This is a genomic window from Streptomyces sparsus, from assembly GCF_054776295.1.
On the sequence record NZ_BAAHCA010000047.1, the window covers coordinates 1 to 14,359 of the forward strand.

General features: G+C 72.0%; 13 protein-coding genes and 1 pseudogene. 5 read left to right on the plus strand and 9 right to left on the minus strand.

Annotated features, from left to right (window positions below; all coding sequences use genetic code 11):
- The coding region (locus ACYVE9_RS05470; RefSeq protein WP_461026565.1) for an MMPL family transporter at positions 1-1,041 on the minus strand (1,041 nt) is incomplete at its 3' end.
- 213 nt (positions 1,042-1,254) lie between these two features.
- Here ACYVE9_RS05470 and ACYVE9_RS05475 point away from each other — a divergent pair.
- A complete protein-coding gene (locus ACYVE9_RS05475; protein ID WP_461026576.1) occupies positions 1,255-1,656 on the plus strand; it encodes a MarR family winged helix-turn-helix transcriptional regulator in 402 nt (133 codons plus the stop codon).
- A 118-nt stretch (positions 1,657-1,774) separates the two neighbouring features.
- Here ACYVE9_RS05475 and ACYVE9_RS05480 read toward each other — a convergent pair whose 3' ends face one another.
- Positions 1,775-3,403, minus strand: a complete 1,629-nt coding sequence (locus ACYVE9_RS05480) for an SDR family oxidoreductase (RefSeq protein WP_461026566.1) — start codon at positions 3,401-3,403, stop codon at positions 1,775-1,777.
- A gap of 206 nt (positions 3,404-3,609) precedes the next feature.
- Here ACYVE9_RS05480 and ACYVE9_RS05485 point away from each other — a divergent pair, with 206 nt between their 5' ends.
- The 3 genes from ACYVE9_RS05485 (at position 3,610) to ACYVE9_RS05495 (ending at position 5,805) form a co-directional block, all read left to right on the plus strand.
- The gene (locus tag ACYVE9_RS05485; RefSeq protein ID WP_461026567.1) at positions 3,610-4,938 is read left to right on the plus strand and encodes a class I SAM-dependent RNA methyltransferase; all 1,329 of its coding nucleotides are present in this window, start codon (positions 3,610-3,612) and stop codon (positions 4,936-4,938) included.
- A 283-nt stretch (positions 4,939-5,221) separates the two neighbouring features.
- Positions 5,222-5,416, plus strand: coding sequence for a ribbon-helix-helix protein, CopG family (locus ACYVE9_RS05490; RefSeq protein WP_388767798.1), 195 nt, complete (start codon positions 5,222-5,224; stop codon positions 5,414-5,416).
- Positions 5,413-5,805 carry a type II toxin-antitoxin system death-on-curing family toxin gene (locus ACYVE9_RS05495; RefSeq protein ID WP_461026568.1) on the plus strand — a complete coding sequence of 131 codons (393 nt, stop codon included), beginning with the start codon at positions 5,413-5,415 and terminating at the stop codon, positions 5,803-5,805. Before ACYVE9_RS05490 ends, ACYVE9_RS05495 begins: the two co-directional genes overlap by 4 nt.
- On the opposite strand, the gene ACYVE9_RS05500 is transcribed toward ACYVE9_RS05495, so the two are convergent.
- From ACYVE9_RS05500 to ACYVE9_RS05515, 4 genes and pseudogenes are all read right to left on the minus strand, one after another.
- Positions 5,765-6,238 (minus strand): hypothetical protein, encoded by a 474-nt coding sequence (locus ACYVE9_RS05500; RefSeq protein ID WP_461026569.1) that lies wholly within the window; start codon positions 6,236-6,238, stop codon positions 5,765-5,767. The two genes, ACYVE9_RS05495 and ACYVE9_RS05500, sit on opposite strands and share 41 nt — an antisense overlap.
- A gap of 22 nt (positions 6,239-6,260) precedes the next feature.
- Positions 6,261-6,637 (minus strand): annotated as a pseudogene (locus ACYVE9_RS05505) (carboxylesterase family protein).
- 356 nt (positions 6,638-6,993) lie between these two features.
- Positions 6,994-7,512 carry an SRPBCC family protein gene (locus ACYVE9_RS05510; protein WP_461026570.1) on the minus strand — a complete coding sequence of 173 codons (519 nt, stop codon included), beginning with the start codon at positions 7,510-7,512 and terminating at the stop codon, positions 6,994-6,996.
- Between the two features lie 31 nt (positions 7,513-7,543).
- Entirely contained in the window at positions 7,544-8,491 is a 948-nt protein-coding gene (locus ACYVE9_RS05515) for an MBL fold metallo-hydrolase (RefSeq protein ID WP_461026571.1), read from the minus strand.
- A gap of 296 nt (positions 8,492-8,787) precedes the next feature.
- Between ACYVE9_RS05515 and ACYVE9_RS05520 the strand changes: the two genes are divergently transcribed.
- Positions 8,788-11,631 carry a helix-turn-helix transcriptional regulator gene (locus ACYVE9_RS05520; protein WP_461026572.1) on the plus strand — a complete coding sequence of 948 codons (2,844 nt, stop codon included), beginning with the start codon at positions 8,788-8,790 and terminating at the stop codon, positions 11,629-11,631.
- A 371-nt stretch (positions 11,632-12,002) separates the two neighbouring features.
- On the opposite strand, the gene ACYVE9_RS05525 is transcribed toward ACYVE9_RS05520, so the two are convergent.
- The 3 genes from ACYVE9_RS05525 to ACYVE9_RS05535 form a co-directional block, all read right to left on the minus strand.
- The gene (locus ACYVE9_RS05525; RefSeq protein ID WP_461026573.1) at positions 12,003-13,181 is read right to left on the minus strand and encodes a GDSL-type esterase/lipase family protein; all 1,179 of its coding nucleotides are present in this window, start codon (positions 13,179-13,181) and stop codon (positions 12,003-12,005) included.
- Between the two features lie 72 nt (positions 13,182-13,253).
- Positions 13,254-13,823, minus strand: a complete 570-nt coding sequence (locus tag ACYVE9_RS05530) for a TetR/AcrR family transcriptional regulator (RefSeq protein ID WP_461026574.1) — start codon at positions 13,821-13,823, stop codon at positions 13,254-13,256.
- Between the two features lie 220 nt (positions 13,824-14,043).
- Positions 14,044-14,359, minus strand: a 316-nt coding sequence (locus tag ACYVE9_RS05535; RefSeq protein ID WP_461026575.1) for an ROK family protein, incomplete at its 5' end; no start/stop codon positions are given.

Genomic DNA, 14,359 nt, shown 5'->3' on the forward strand with positions numbered 1-14,359 from the left:
CCGGCCCGGGTCCTCGGCCGGCTTCGGTTTGGCCGGCCAGTACGCGGCGCGGCCCAGCAGCACGAGGGCGGCCGGCAGGTAGGTGAGCACGCTCAGCACCGCGCAGACGATGCCGATGGCGCCGACCGGCCCCAGCGCGCGGTTGTTGGTCAGATCGCTCAGCAGCAGCGCCAGCAGTCCGAGGGCCACCGTCGCGGCGCTCGCCGTGATCGCGCCGAAGGAGCGGCGCACCGCGGCGAGCATCGCGTCGAAGCGGTTGCTGCCGGGCACCGCCAGCTCCTCGCGGAAGCGGGCGGTGAGCAGCAGCGCGTAGTCGGTCGCCGCTCCGATGACCAGGATGAACAGGATGCCCTGCACCTGGCCGTCGACCCGCAGCACGTCCCGGTCGGCGAGCACGTAGACCACCGCGCACGCCAGCGCGAGGGCGAACACCGACCCCAGGATGATGACCAGCGGCAGCAGCACACTGCGGTACACCAGCAGCAGGATGAGCAGCACCACGCTCAGTGCGACGCCCAGCAGCAGCCCGTCGATGCCGGCGAAGGCCTCACCCAGATCGGCCTGGGTGGCGGCCGGCCCGCCGACGTACACCTCCGTCCCGGGCACCTCGCCGGCTGCCGCGCGGAGCTCGTCCAGCGCGGGCCCCGCCTCCTCGCCGAGGTCGCCGTCCAGCTGCACCACGCCCTGCAGGGCCTCGCCGTCCTCGGAGGGCAGCGCGGGCGACACCTCGCCGGCGCTGAACGAGGCGTCCCGCAGCGACGCCAGGGCCCTGGTCGCGGCACCCTGCTGGGCCTCCGTGACCTCACCGTCCTCGGCGACCCAGATGACGATGGCGGGGATCGAGGAGTCGTCCTGGAAGTCCGACAGGGCCTCACTGACCCGGGTGGACTCGGCGCTCTGCGGCAGGAACGCCGCCTGGTCGTTGGTGGAGACCTCGCCGAGCTTGCCCGCGAAGGGGCCGAGGCCGCCCCCGACGCCCAGCCAGGCGATCAGCAGCACAACGGGGATCAGCCAGCGGATACGGCGTGGTGCGGAGGTCATCGGCTCCCCTGGAACAGTGCGCGCGACCGCCGGTGGCGGTCACATGGCTCAACGAACTGGAACACATAACTCAACGAGCAAGAATCTCAATGATTGAATCATGTATATCGTAGGGGAGTGCGCGACAGAGATCACGACGGGGGCGGCGACGCCCCGCGCAGCCCCTCCGACGTCCCGACGGACCTCCAGTCGTTCGCCGTGCTGCTCCGCCGGATGAACAGCGAGTTCAACCGCATCGCCCAGGAGTTCGCCCAAGCGCACGGCCTGCACACCACCGACGTGCAGGCGCTGATCGCGATCCTCGACAGCGACCCCGCCGAGCCGGTCACCCCCGGTCTGCTGCGGGAACGGCTGAACCTCACCTCCGGAGCCGTCACCGCCTGCCTGGACCGGCTGGAGCGGGCCGGGCACATCCGCCGCGAACGCGACGCCGGTGACCGCCGGGTCGTGCACCTGCGCTACGCCGGCCGGGGCCGCGAGGTGGCACGCGAGTACTTCCGCCCGCTCGCCGGCGGCACCGAGGCGGCCCGACTGCGCTTCAGCGACGCCGAACTCAGCGCCGCCGCCCGGTTCCTGGCCGCGGTCAACGAGGAACTCGACGAGCTGCGCGACTGACGCCGGCCGGACGGCAGACCGGGCTGGGCGAGCCGACTCGGCCGGTACGCGGCAGTGCGGCGCGAAGCCGTACGTCGGGCGCGGTGGTTCAGCCCGGGCGGCGGGATCGGTCACCGGCTCAGCGCCCTGCCTCACCGGCGGCCTTCCCCGTCCGTCCGGCGCCCGCCACGGCCCCTTCGGCTCCGGCATCCGTGTTCGTGTCCGCGCTCACGCCGGCCGGACCGCGCCGCGCGGACGTCCGCTCCGCCGCCGACGCGATGTTGCGGGCCATGCCGCCGAAGACCAGCGCGTGGAACGGGCTCACACTCCACCAGTAGAGATGGCCGGCAAGCCCGTGCGGGTGGAACAGCGCCCGCTGCCGGTAGTGCGTACCGCCCTGCCCGTCGCGCGACACCCGCAGCTCCAGCCACGCCAGACCGGGCAACCGCATCTCCGCCCGCAACCGCAGCAGCACGCCCCGGTCGATCTCCTCCACCCGCCAGAAGTCCAGCGAGTCGCCGACCCGCAGCCGGCTGGCGTCCCGGCGTCCCCGCCGCAGCCCGACACCGCCCACCGCCCGGTCCAGCCAGCCGCGCAACGCCCACGCCAGTGGGAACGAGTACCAGCCGTTCTCCCCGCCGATGCCCTCCACCACCCGCCACAGCGCCTCCGGCGGCGCGTCCACCCGGCGCTCCCGGTCGTCGCGGTACAGGCTGCCGCCCGACCAGTCCGGGTCGGTGGGCAGCGGATCACTCGGCGCCCCCGGCACGGACGCGGACGACCAGCGGGTCGCCACGTCCGCGTCCCGGATGCGCTGGAGGGCCAGCTCCAGCGCCTGCCGCACTCCCAGCGCCCCGTCCGGCGGGGCCGGCACGTACCGCTCGATGTCGTTCTCCGTGCACACCACCTCATGCCGCAACGACTCCGCCAACGGCCGGGCGATCGTCCGCGGCACCGGTGTCACCAGGCCGATCCAGTGGCTCGACAGCCGCGGCGTCAGGACCGGAACCGGCACGATGACCCGCCGCGGCAGACCCGCCACCCGGGCGTAGCCGTGCATCATGTCGCGGTAGGTCAGCACGTCCGGCCCGCCGACGTCGAAACCGCGGCTGACGTCGGGCGGCAGCTCCGCGCAGCCCACCAGCAACCGCAGCACGTCGCGGATCGCGATCGGCTGCACCCGCGTCCCCACCCAGCTCGGCGTCACCATCACCGGCAACCGCTCGGTGAGGTAGCGCAGCATCTCGAAGGACGCCGAACCGGAACCGATGATCACCGCCGCACGCAGCGCCGCCGTCGGCACCCCGGAGTCCAGCAGGATGCGGCCCACCTCCGCCCGCGACCGCAGGTGCGGCGACAGCTCACGCTCCGGCACCCCCGCGGGTGTCAGACCGCCCAGGTACACGATCCGGCCCACCCCCGCCGCCCTGCACCGCTCACCGAAGATCCGCGCAGCCCGGCCGTCGGTCCGCTCGAAATCGTGACCGCTGCCCAGGGCGTGCACCAGGTAGTACGCCACGTCCACGTCCCGCATCGCCTCGGCCACCGCGTCCGCGTCCGTGACGTCCCCTTCGGCGACCTCCACCCGGTCCGCCCAGGGGTGGTCGCGCAGCTTCGCCGGAGTACGCGCCAGGCAGCGCACCCGGTATCCGGCCGCCAGCAGCTCCGGCACCAGCCGGCCACCCACGTAGCCGGTGGCGCCGGTCACCAGGCAGCGCTTTCCCTCGCCGTCCACGTCCGGGGCCTCCTCGGGCAGGGTGCGGGACATCTCCCGCCAGCATCAGCGCGTCTGGGCGGGCCCGCAACATGCGTCGCTTGTGCGTCACTTTCCCCGGCGGCCGCCGGAGGAGGCGGATGCGGCCCGGTGGGTGGCCGGGGGAGTCGTCCCGGCGTGCGGTCGGCGTGCGGCCCGGGGCGCAGTAGAGTGGAAGGCTGCCGTCCCGCACGCCCCTCGTACTCCTGGAGTCACCCCGCATGACCGAAACCGCCGCCGAATCTCTGGTCGGCCAGGAGTACGAGGTCGAGATCGGCCCGGTCGCCCATGGCGGCCACTGCGTGGCCCGTACCGACGAGGGCCGCGTGCTGTTCGTCCGGCACGCGCTGCCCGGCGAGCGCGCCACCGTCCGCGTCACCGAGGGCCACGCCGAGTCCCGCTTCCTGCGGGCCGACGCCGTCGACATCCTCGACGCCTCCAAGGACCGCGTCGAGGCGCCCTGCCCGTTCGCCGGGCCCGGCAAGTGCGGCGGCTGCGACTGGCAGCACGCCAAGCCCGGCGCGCAGCGGCGGCTGAAGGCCGACGTGCTCACCGAGCAGCTCGCCCGCCTCGCCGGCCTCACCCCCGAGGACGTCAAGTGGGACGGCACCGTCGAACCCGCCCCCGGTGACAAGCTGCCCGCCGGTGAGGTCCCCGGCTGGCGCACCCGCGTCCAGTACGCCGTCGACGAGGACGGCCGTGCCGGCCTGCGCCGCCACCGCTCCCACGAGGTCGAGCCCATCGACCGCTGCCTGATCGCGGCCCCCGAGATCTCCGAACTGGGCATCGAGAAGCGTGCCTGGCCGCAGATCGCGTCCGTCGACGCCATCGCCGCCGTCGGCTCCCACGACCGCCAGGTCGTACTCACTCCGCGCCCCGGCGGCCGCCTCCCGATCGTCGAACTCGACCAGCCCGTGTCCGTGCTGCGCGTCGGCGAGAAGGACCAGGCCATCCACCGCGTCCACGGCCGCCCCTTCGTCCGCGAACGGGCCGACGGCCGCACCTGGCGGGTAGGCGGCGGCGGCTTCTGGCAGGTCCACCCGCAGGCCGCCGAGATGCTCGTCGACGCCGTCATGCGCGGACTCACCCCGCGCAAGGGCGAGATGGCCCTCGACCTGTACTGCGGCGTCGGCCTCTTCGCCGGCGCCATCGCCGACCGCATCGGCGACGAGGGCGCCGTCCTCGGCATCGAGTCCGACAAGCGCGCCGTCGAGGACGCCCGCCACAACCTCGCCGACCTCGACCGGGTACGCGTCGAACACGGCAAGGTCGACCAGGTCCTGCCCCGCACCGGCATCACCGAGGCCGACATCATCGTCCTCGACCCGCCCCGCGCCGGCGCCGGCAAGCGCACCGTCCAGCAGCTCGCCGCCCTCGGCCCCCGCCGCATCGCCTACGTCGCCTGCGACCCGGCCGCCCTCGCCCGCGACCTCAAGTACTTCGCCGAGGCCGGTTACAAGCCCCGCTTCATCCGCGCCTTCGACCTCTTCCCGATGACGCACCACGTGGAGTGTGTCGCCATCCTGGAGCCGGCCACGAAGGGTTCCTGACCTGCGTTTTTGTTGTTCGGGTGGGGTCGCTCGACCTGTTTCCCTCCGGGTAGCGGCTCGAGCGGGCGGATCGATCTCTATAACGCGCTGACCTGCGGATTCGTGAGCGAGGTGCTTGCATCGGCGACGCTTTGAGAGGGTCGTTCGAAGATCCTTGACGCTCGGATGACGCTCGCAGCGGAAGTCTCTGCTGCACCTTCTCATCAGGTGCCTTGGACCTCACGTTTTCAGGGGACGCGGCTCGAACGCGCCAACCATGATACCTGCCAGGTATCATGGTTGTATGGCGATGACACTCCGGCTCCCCGATGACCTTGACGCGAAGCTCACCGAGCGGGCTCGTCGGGAGGGCCGCAGCAAGCAGGAACTTGCCATTGAGGCCATCCGTGACGCGCAGAACCGGGCCGAGCTGAAGGCCGATGACGTTTTGGCCGAGCTGATGGACAGCGATGCGGAGATTTTGGACTACCTGAAGTGACGAACGTGCGCTACCTCCAGATCGACGAGATCCTGGCCATCGTTCGCACGGTCAACGGTACCGAGCACAGCGTGCGTGACATGGGTCTTCTGGTGTCGGCGATCGAGAGGCCCCGGACGAACGTGTTCGGCGCCGAGTTGTATCCCACGTTGCACGAGAAGGCTGCGGCGCTGCTGCACTCCGTTGCCCGCAATCACGCGTTGATCGACGGCAACAAGCGCACCGCCTGGCTCGCCATGCGCGTCTTCCTGCGGTTCAACGGTGTCAGCGCCAGTAGCGTCCCGCCACACGTTTCCATGGCCGGCCCGTTCGTCGAGGATGTCGCGCAGGACAACATCGATGTACCGGTCATTGCCAAGCGCCTGGCGGCCTGGTTCCCCGTTTCTTGACGTTCGACGACGCAGGGCAGGACACGCGCGTGCCCTGCCCACGAGCTGTCGAACGCCACCCACACATGGCCGCATTGGCTGGTTCGGGCGTATCGGGCTGTGCCAAGCAAAGGGCTTCGACGCCCCGCACTGGGTCCTCTGCCACGGCGTCACTTAAGGCGACACCTTCCCGATGACGCACCACTTCGAGACGCTCGCGGTGCTGGAGCCGGTGGGCAAGGGCGCCTGACAGAGCGGGAGAACGCCAGGTGAACACGTAGCGGAAGGTGCGGGCTTCCGGGTGTGCGGCATGCGCGTCGGCGAGGTCGCGGCTGCCGGAGGCGAACAGAGTGGCGGTCTCCGTACGCATGTCGATCCCCGACAGGCCCGGCATGATCTCGACGAGACGTTCGTCGGTGATCCGCGCGAACGCCTCGGCGTGCGATGCGACCACAGATTCCCGGCCGCGCCGGCCGTCACCCGTGCCGCCTGCCCGGGCGTGGACGCCCCCGTCCGTTGCCGCTCTGGTCGATCGCGCGTGTGACGAGTCCCTCCGCCGCGGGATCGGTCAGGAGGGCACCGGTGATGGTGGCACCGGCCGACTGACCGAACGGCGTGACGTTCCCGGGGCCCCGCCGAAGGCGGCGACGTTCTCCCGCACCCAGCGCATAGCTTGGAGCACGCCGAGCAGACCCCGGTTGCGGAGGACTCCGGACAGGTCGAGAAGCCCGGGGATGCCGAGCCGGTGGTTCACGGTGACGAGCACGACGCTGTCACGGGCGAAGCGGCTGCCGTTGTGGAGGGACGACCGGTTGGAACCGGCGACGAAGCCGCCGCCGTGCACGAACGCCATGACCGGCGCACCGGGCCGCGTGGTTCGGGATGTCCAGATGTTGACGGTGAGATGGTCCGGCCCCCACCCATCCGGATCCGAAGTAGGCCGTCATCTCCAGTGCGCCGAGGCGGCGCGGCGCCTGCGGCACGGTCGGTCCCCATTCCGTGGCGTTCAGGACCCCTCCCGAGATCGTGCGGTCGCGGGGCCGCGCAACGGCCCGCGCGTCGACGGGAGGCGCGGCGTAGGACACACCGAGGAACACGGCGCGGTCGTCGCTCTGGCTGCCGCGGACCGCGCCCCTGCGCGGTTTGGACGATGAGCTTGCGGTCGGTCAACGGACTTTCCTTGTCGGCCGGTGAGCCGACGCTGCGGTTTCAGACCGCCGGGTTGTCGAATACCCAGCGGGCCAGTGCCACGAGGGTGTCCTCCATGCTCCCGGCGGTGACGTCCCGCAGGGTGTCGAGGTCCGCGTAGGTGGAGCCGAGGACGGGGTCCGCCTCGAGCAGCTGCCACGTCTGGGTGAGCAGGGCCCCCGGCCCGTCGGGGGTGAAGGTCCAGCGCCAGCGGACGACGGGCACGGGCGCCGAACCGAGGACGGTGTACGTGAACTCGGCCCCGCGCACGGCCTCCTGCACCTGCGAACGGCTGTCCCACTCCGCGCCCCCGCGCTGGTTACGGCCCCGGAACCAGGCTCCCGCCCATGCTCCGGCGCCTCCCTCGTACTGGGCGCAGACCGCGTCGGGGCTCCACCGACCGATGTTCGACACGGTGCTCAACAGGTCGTACGCGCGCCCTGGATCGGCCGCGACCCAGGCTCGTCGGGTGACGCGGTAGCCGGACACGTCGAGGACCGCGGGCGTCTTCTCCGGGCTCCTGGGCAACGTGGTGGACATGGGGTTCCTCCTTGAAGGACGGGCGGTCGGATCAGGTGAGGGAGAACGGCGCCCAGCGGGTCAGCTCGAAGCCGGAACCGCGGCGGCGCATTTCGAAGGCACCGTGTCCGGGCAGGTGCGCCGGGAGCACGAGGGCGTTGTTGTCCGCGGCGTGCGCGAACAGGCGTGCACGGCTGGCGCGAGCGCCGTCCTCGTCCTCTTCGAAGCAGCTGTTGATGTGCGGCTCGTGCACCTGGAGCGCGCCGTGCAGGAGGTCGCCGGCGAAGATCGCGCGATCGCCCCCGGACTCCAGGTGGATGATCGAGGCGCCGGGGGTGTGGCCGGGTGCAAGTTCGAGGCGGAGGTGGGAGTCGATGGTGTACGACTCGTCCCAGGTCTCCACCAGACCGGCTTCGACGACCGGGTCGACGCTGTCCTCGTAGACGTTCTGGTTGCCCCGTCCGAACACCGTGTTGTGGAGGTTCTCGGGCCTCCAGTACTCGAAGTCACGCTGCGGCATGAGGTAGGTCGCGTTGGGGAAAGTGGGGACCCAGTCGCGGCCTTCGAGCCGGGTGTTCCAACCGACGTGGTCGTCGTGCAGGTGGGTGTTGACGACGATGTCGACGTCTTCGGGCCGCACGCCGACAGCGGCGAGATTCGCCAGGTAGTCGGTGTTCAGGTATGACCAGATCGGTTGCAGCGGGCGGTACTTGCCGTTACCCGCGCCGGTGTCGATCAGGATGATCCTGCCCTCGCTGCGCAGTACCCAGGACTGGGTGGCGGCACGGGTGAGATCGGTGTCCGGTTCCCAGTGGTGGGGCACCAGCATCTCGGTGTGCCGCTGCCACTCCTCGGGCCTGCTGCCGGGGAAGAAGACATCCGTCGTCATCGGAGTGGTGTCGGAGTACTCCATGACGCGGTGGATGCGCACATCACCGAGTTCGATGGTGCTCACCGTCGGCGTCCCGGTCTCGGAGGACGGGGAGGCAAGGGGGGACATGCTTCTCCTTCGAAGGTTCGGACGACTTCCAGCCTGCGAGCAGGCGGTGCCTCGGGGGTATCGGACACGTGACTGCACTTCCGGGGTGAGGCGGTGGGGGAGCAGTAGACGGCACGGGGCTCCATGCCCACGGCGGGTCGCAGAGCCCGGGGCGCCGACCGCAGGCGCCGTCCGTCATGTGACTGCACCGGGAAGCCGTCCGGGAGGTACCGAGAACGCCCTGGTAGCGTCGCGGCGCGGGATGCGGTGATCGGAGGCGTTGAGCCCTGGAAGATCCCGCCACGTCTGGAGAACCGGTGGACGAGTACACAGTGACAACCGCCCGCGGTCGCAGCGGCACCGCCGTGGTCAGGAGAGCCGAGCTGGACAGGCTGGTCGCGGCGGTGACCGCGCCGCGTGCGGCGGAGCCCGCGAGAAGGCCGGCGGACGCTCTGCTGACCGTGGTGGGCGGGTTCGGAGCGGGCAAGACCACCCTGGTGGAGGCGGTCGTGGCGCGCTTCGCCGCGGACGGCGGCCGGGTACTCAGGGCCGACAGCAGCCAGTCCGAGACCCACCTGGCGTTCTCGGGGCTGCACCAGCTGCTACGTCCGGTCCGCGGGCGGCTCGACGCCCTGCCCTCCAGGCAGCGGGAGGCGCTGCACGTCGCTTTCGGAGTGGCGGAGCGAAGCGAGGCGCCGCCGGAACCAATGCTCATCGGGACAGCGGTCCTCACTGTGTTGTCGGACCTCGCCGCTGAGCGCCCGCTGCTGGTGGTCGTGGACGACGCGCAGTGGGCCGACCGCGCCTCACTGGACGCTCTCTCCTTCGTCGCCCGTCGTCTGGCCGACGAACCGGTGACGCTGCTGGTCGCCACCAGGGACCCGGCGCTGGGCGGGCTGGCCGCCCAGGAACCGACCCTCACCCTGGAGCCCCTCGACCGCGGTGCGGCGGAACGGCTGCTGGACCTCCAACCGCGGGTGCCCGCCGGACTCACCCGGGCGTCCGTCCTCGACCAGGCCGAGGGTAACCCCCTCGCTCTGGTGGAACTGGCCCGGGCCGCCGGCCACCACGACAGCACGTCCCAAACGAGTTACGGCCCGCTTCCGGTCACCGAACGGCTGGGACGGGTCTACGCCGACCGTCTGGCCGCACTGCCCGCCGAGACGCGCCGCGCGGTGGTGCGCCTGGCCACCGTCGACAACGAGGACCCGTCGCACACCGTGCTGTCCTGGCTTCCCGACATAGGTGATCCGGTGTGGGCGCCCGCCGAGGAGGCCGGACTCGTCCGGCGAAGCGGGGGACGGCTGCGCTGGGACCACCCGCTGTCCCGCCTCGCGACCTACCACACGGCCCCCGCCGAGGAGCGGCGCGCGGCGCACCTCGGGCTGGCCGAGCTGTTCGGCGACCAGGATCCCGACCGGCACGCCTGGCACCTTGCCGCCGCTGCCTCCGGGCTGAGCGCGGCGGTCTCGGCCCAACTCGAAGGCAGCGCGGACCGGGCACGTCACCGCAGCGGCTACGCGGCTGCCGCCCACCTGCTGGAACGGGCCGCGGACCTGCACCCCGACCGGGGCGAGAGCACCCGGTTGCTGGCCGCCGCGACCGGTGCGGCGGTCCTGACCGGCCGGCTCGACTACGTCGAACGGCTGGCCGCACGCACCCGCGCCGGCACCGGCGACCCGACGGCCGCGGCCCTCGCCACCCTCCAGGTCGGCCGGCTCATGACGCTGACCAGCTCGCACAACGCCGCCTTCGGACAATTGATGCGCCCTGCCGCCGCCCTTGCCGACATCGACCCCGCGGCGGCGTTGGAGGCCCTGGCCGCCGCCGCTGTGGTGCGCTTCTACTCCGGTGACGCGGCCCAGTTGCACGAGATCGAACGCCTGCTGCCCCTGGCCTCGGCGCCCCCCGGCCATCGGCTCGGAGAGCGGGAGACACTCCTGGCGGCCTGGACCGGGGTCGTCGCGCATCCGGACGCCGCCGACGCGCGCTTCGCCCTGCGGCTGCCCGCCTTCGCCGCGGCCGCGCGAGAGGAACCGCAGTCGCTGATCCTGCTCGCCGCCGCGCCCTGGCTGCTGGACGAGACGGAATTGGCCGCGCGTACATACGACGCGGCCTTCGCCTCGTGGACCTCGCAGGGGCCGCTGCCGGACGGCCTCGGCGGGGTGGCCGCCCTCGCCTATCTGGAACAGGGCCGGTGGTCCCGTGCGCAGATGGCCTGCGCCGAACTCGCGACCGTCGCGTCGTCGGTCGGTCTCGACCACGCCGCGGCCTGCGCCGCCGCGACGGAGGCGCTCCTGTGCGCGCTGCGCGGTGACGTGGCCGGGGCACGCGCCCGGGCGCGGTACGCCCTCTCGCTCGTCGACCCGCAGGAGAGCCGTTCTGTCCTCGCTCTCGCCCACCGCGCGCTGGGCACCGCCGCCACCGTGGAAGGCGATCACGAGACCGCCCACCAGCACTACCGTGTGCTCTTCGACGACCGGGGCAACCCCACGCACTACCACCTCTCCTACCCGGCGTTGCCCGACCTGGCGGCTGCTGCGGCCCGGGCCGGCCGTCGCGAGGAGGCCACCCGGATCGTGGACGGGGTCGAGCGGTCCCTGGCGGACGCCGGCGCGCTGGCGCCGCGCAGGGCCGCGCTGGTCCATCTGAGCCGGGCGGTGCTCGCCCCCGCCGATGAGGCCGAGCACCACTTCAGGGCGGCTCTGGAGACTCCCGCGCTCACCCGCCGGCCTTTTGAACGTGGCCAGGCGCTGCTCGCGTACGGGGAGTGGCTGCGCCGCCGCCGCCGTATCTCCGATGCCCGTCCGCCGCTGGTCGACGCCGAGGCCGTCTTCCGGCGGCTGGCCGCGCAGCCCTGGGTGGCGCGGGCCCAGTCCGAACTCAGGGCTGCCGGGGCCCAGAGCGGCACCACGGAACCGGGTGCTTTTGCCGGCCTCACTCCGCAGCAGCAGCAGATCGTGCGGCTGGCGGCACTCGGACTGACCAACCGTGAGGTGGCCGAGAGGCTGTATCTTTCCCCGCGCACCGTCAGCTCGCACCTCTACCGGGCGTTTCCCAAGCTGGGCATCACCGTGCGCTCCCAACTGAGGCATGTGGTCGATGCCATGACCGCTGACAGGGACGCGGGGCGGGACATCGACGCGGTGGGCGGGGCGTGATCGCCGCGCACCACGGCCGGCGGTCCGGCCGGGATCTCGGGCAAGAGGCCCTTCTGTCGGTACCGCGTCGTGAGCGGGGGCTCACCGGTGTCGTGCCGCCGGCCTCGGCGCTCTCGCGGACCTCGACTGCCGCGCCCAGAACAACGACATCGTCGGCCCCATGATCGTAACCTGCTCCTCTCCTGCCGGGGCACTCGCGCCCCGACCCCTCCAGGCGCTCCGGCACCATGCCGAGCAGGTCGCCCGCCGAACGCTTGCTCGCCGTGAAGTCCGCGGTCGACGACCCTGACCCATGAGATCAGCCAGACCGTCAGGTGCGGAACGGGGGAGCCGGCCCCCACGCCTCTTCCGCCGGCCACGGGTACCCCGGGTCAGCCGGTCTTCACGGCGAAGGGCCCGTCATTGGCGAAGACGAGCTTGGCGAAGTTCTCGCCGATGCGGCGGTGTCCTTCGGGGTCGGGGTGGATCCCGTCCGGCAGGGGGAACTCGTCGTGGTCGCTCTCGCCGTACAGGTCGAGTCCGTCGAGGTAGTGGAGGTCGGGGTCCTCGGCGGACCGCTGCTCGACGATGTCGGCCAGGACGTCCCGCACGATCGTGAGCGTCAGCCGTCCGGCGGCGGTCTCGGCGGGATCACCGGTGGCCTTGAACTTCAGGCTTCCACCGGAGAGGTCCGGCATGAGAGGTCCGGGGGTGTTCTCGTGGGTCGGACACAGGACGGGGGAGACCAGGAGCAGGGGGACCGCGGGGTGGCCCTCGCGGATGGTGTCGAGAAAGCCGTGGACGGCGGGGACGAAGGCGCGCAGGCGCATGGCGTCACCGTTGACGACGTTGATGCCGAGCTTGAGGCTGATCAGGTCCGCGGGGGTGTCGCGCATCGCGCGGGCGGTGAACGGGTCGACCAGGGCGCTGCCGCCGAACCCGAGGTTGATCAGCTCCACGTCGCCTGCCGAGGCGGCCAGCGCGGGCCAGATGGTGCTGGGGAAGACGGCGTTGGATCCGTGGCTGATGGAGCTGCCGTGGTGCAGCCACACCCGGCGCCCGGTCTTCGGGGCCGGCTCGACGGGGGTGTCGGTGCGCAGGGCGATGACCTCGGTGATCTCCGCGTGCGGGAGCCAGATCTCGACGTCCTTCTCACCGACGGGGAGGCCGGTGAAGCGGGCGGTGCCGGCGGGGCCCGGGGTCAGCTCCGCGGTCTGGGTCCGCATGTCGGTGATGGTGCGCAGGTTCCCGCCGTCCACGGTGGCCTGGGCGGTGAGGCGGCCATCGACCAGGAGGTCGTAGACGCCGTCCGGCGGGGGCGGATAGCCCTGGTAGGCGCGTTTGGTCGGCAGGGTGTCGAGGTGGATGGTGGTGGCGCTCGTACGGAAGGCCAGCCGGACGCCGGAGGGCTGAGCCTCGGCCACGGCCAGCAGGTCGTCGGGGATCTGGCGGCGTGCCCGGGCCGGCAGCCGGTGCGGCAGCAGGCCGTGGGCGGTCTCCTCCACGTCGAGGTGTCCGTGCAGGAAGTCGGCGGTGACGGGGGTGGTGATCAGGTTCTGTTCGGCGCTCATTGCCTCAGGCCTCGTTGTTCCGGGGTGGGTGTCGGGTCGGTGTGGGAGAGCCGCCGCGGGCGACACGACCGGTCAGGGAGTGGACCGGCTCCGCAGAGCGGTGTCGAGGCAGTCCAGGGTCCAGGCCCAGGACTGCTGCGCGGCGACGTCGGTGTGGTCGAAGGCGCCGGCTGCCTCCAGGGAGGCGTAGCCGTGGAAGACGCTGCCCAGCATGCGGACCGCGTGCGTCTGGTCCGGTTCGGCCAGCTCGTAGCCGCGCAGGATCGCCCGGGTCATCTGCGCGTGCCGGACGCCGGCGCTGGCCGCGGCGGTCTGCGGGTCGAGCCGGTACCGCGCCGCCTCGTACCGGCCGGGATGCGCCCGGGCGTAGTCCCGGTAGGCGTTCGCGAAGGCCGTCAGGGCGTCCTTGCCCGCGCGCCCGGCCACGGCGTCGGCGACCCGGTCGGCGAGTTCCTCCAGCGCGAACAGCGCGATCCGGGTCCTGAGGTCGTGGGAGTTCCTCACGTGCGCGTACAGGCTCGCCGGCTTCACGTCGAAGCGCCGGGCGACCGCGGACAGCGTCACCTGGTCGAAACCGGCCTCATCGGCGAGATCCGCACCAGCGAGCGTCAGCCGCTCCGGGTTCAGTCCAGCCCGAACCATAACCATCACCTACTCTCCGTATGCCTAAGGAGAGTATGCATTTACCTATAGCTTGTAGGCAAGCGGTGTGAACCCGCGAGACGGCTGGTTCGCGTGGGCGCAGGTTGGTGCGCCTGCTGTGATCCGTGAACCCGCCGCGCCGGCGCCCCCCGAGCCGCGGGTCTGGCAGGTGAGGTTCGGGGTGGGGCCGCCCGATGCGGCACCGCTCGGAGTCGAAACCTCACCGGCGGTCGTCGACGAGCAGGCTCACGGCAGGCGGTGCCGAGGATTCCGCCAGGGCCGCGGCGCCGACCAGGCCGGCGTCGGGCCCCAACTCGGCCGGGGCCGCACGCAGGCCACGCAGGAACGGCATCGCCGCGTAGTGCCGGAGGTGGTGGTCGAGTGGTGCGAAGAGCACATCGCCTGCTTGGGCGACGCCACCACCGACCACGGCGATGTCGATCTCGACCAGTGCGGCCGTGGCCGCGATGCCGGCTGCCAGGGCACGGGCCGCACGGTCGAACGCCGCGACGGCGGCCGGGTCACCGGCTCGGGCC

Bases quoted from the DNA above. Each gene is read 5' to 3' on its own strand.
- ACYVE9_RS05475 (WP_461026576.1), top strand. From the start codon at position 1,255: ATGAACAGCGAGTTCAACCGCATCGCCCAGGAGTTCGCCCAAGCGCAC.
- ACYVE9_RS05480 (WP_461026566.1), bottom strand. From the start codon at position 3,403: ATGTCCCGCACCCTGCCCGAGGAGGCCCCGGACGTGGACGGCGAGGGA.
- ACYVE9_RS05485 (WP_461026567.1), top strand. From the start codon at position 3,610: ATGACCGAAACCGCCGCCGAATCTCTGGTCGGCCAGGAGTACGAGGTC.
- ACYVE9_RS05490 (WP_388767798.1), top strand. From the start codon at position 5,222: ATGGCGATGACACTCCGGCTCCCCGATGACCTTGACGCGAAGCTCACC.
- ACYVE9_RS05510 (WP_461026570.1), bottom strand. From the start codon at position 7,512: ATGTCCACCACGTTGCCCAGGAGCCCGGAGAAGACGCCCGCGGTCCTC.
- ACYVE9_RS05515 (WP_461026571.1), bottom strand. From the start codon at position 8,491: ATGTCCCCCCTTGCCTCCCCGTCCTCCGAGACCGGGACGCCGACGGTG.
- ACYVE9_RS05525 (WP_461026573.1), bottom strand. From the start codon at position 13,181: ATGAGCGCCGAACAGAACCTGATCACCACCCCCGTCACCGCCGACTTC.
- ACYVE9_RS05530 (WP_461026574.1), bottom strand. From the start codon at position 13,823: ATGGTTCGGGCTGGACTGAACCCGGAGCGGCTGACGCTCGCTGGTGCG.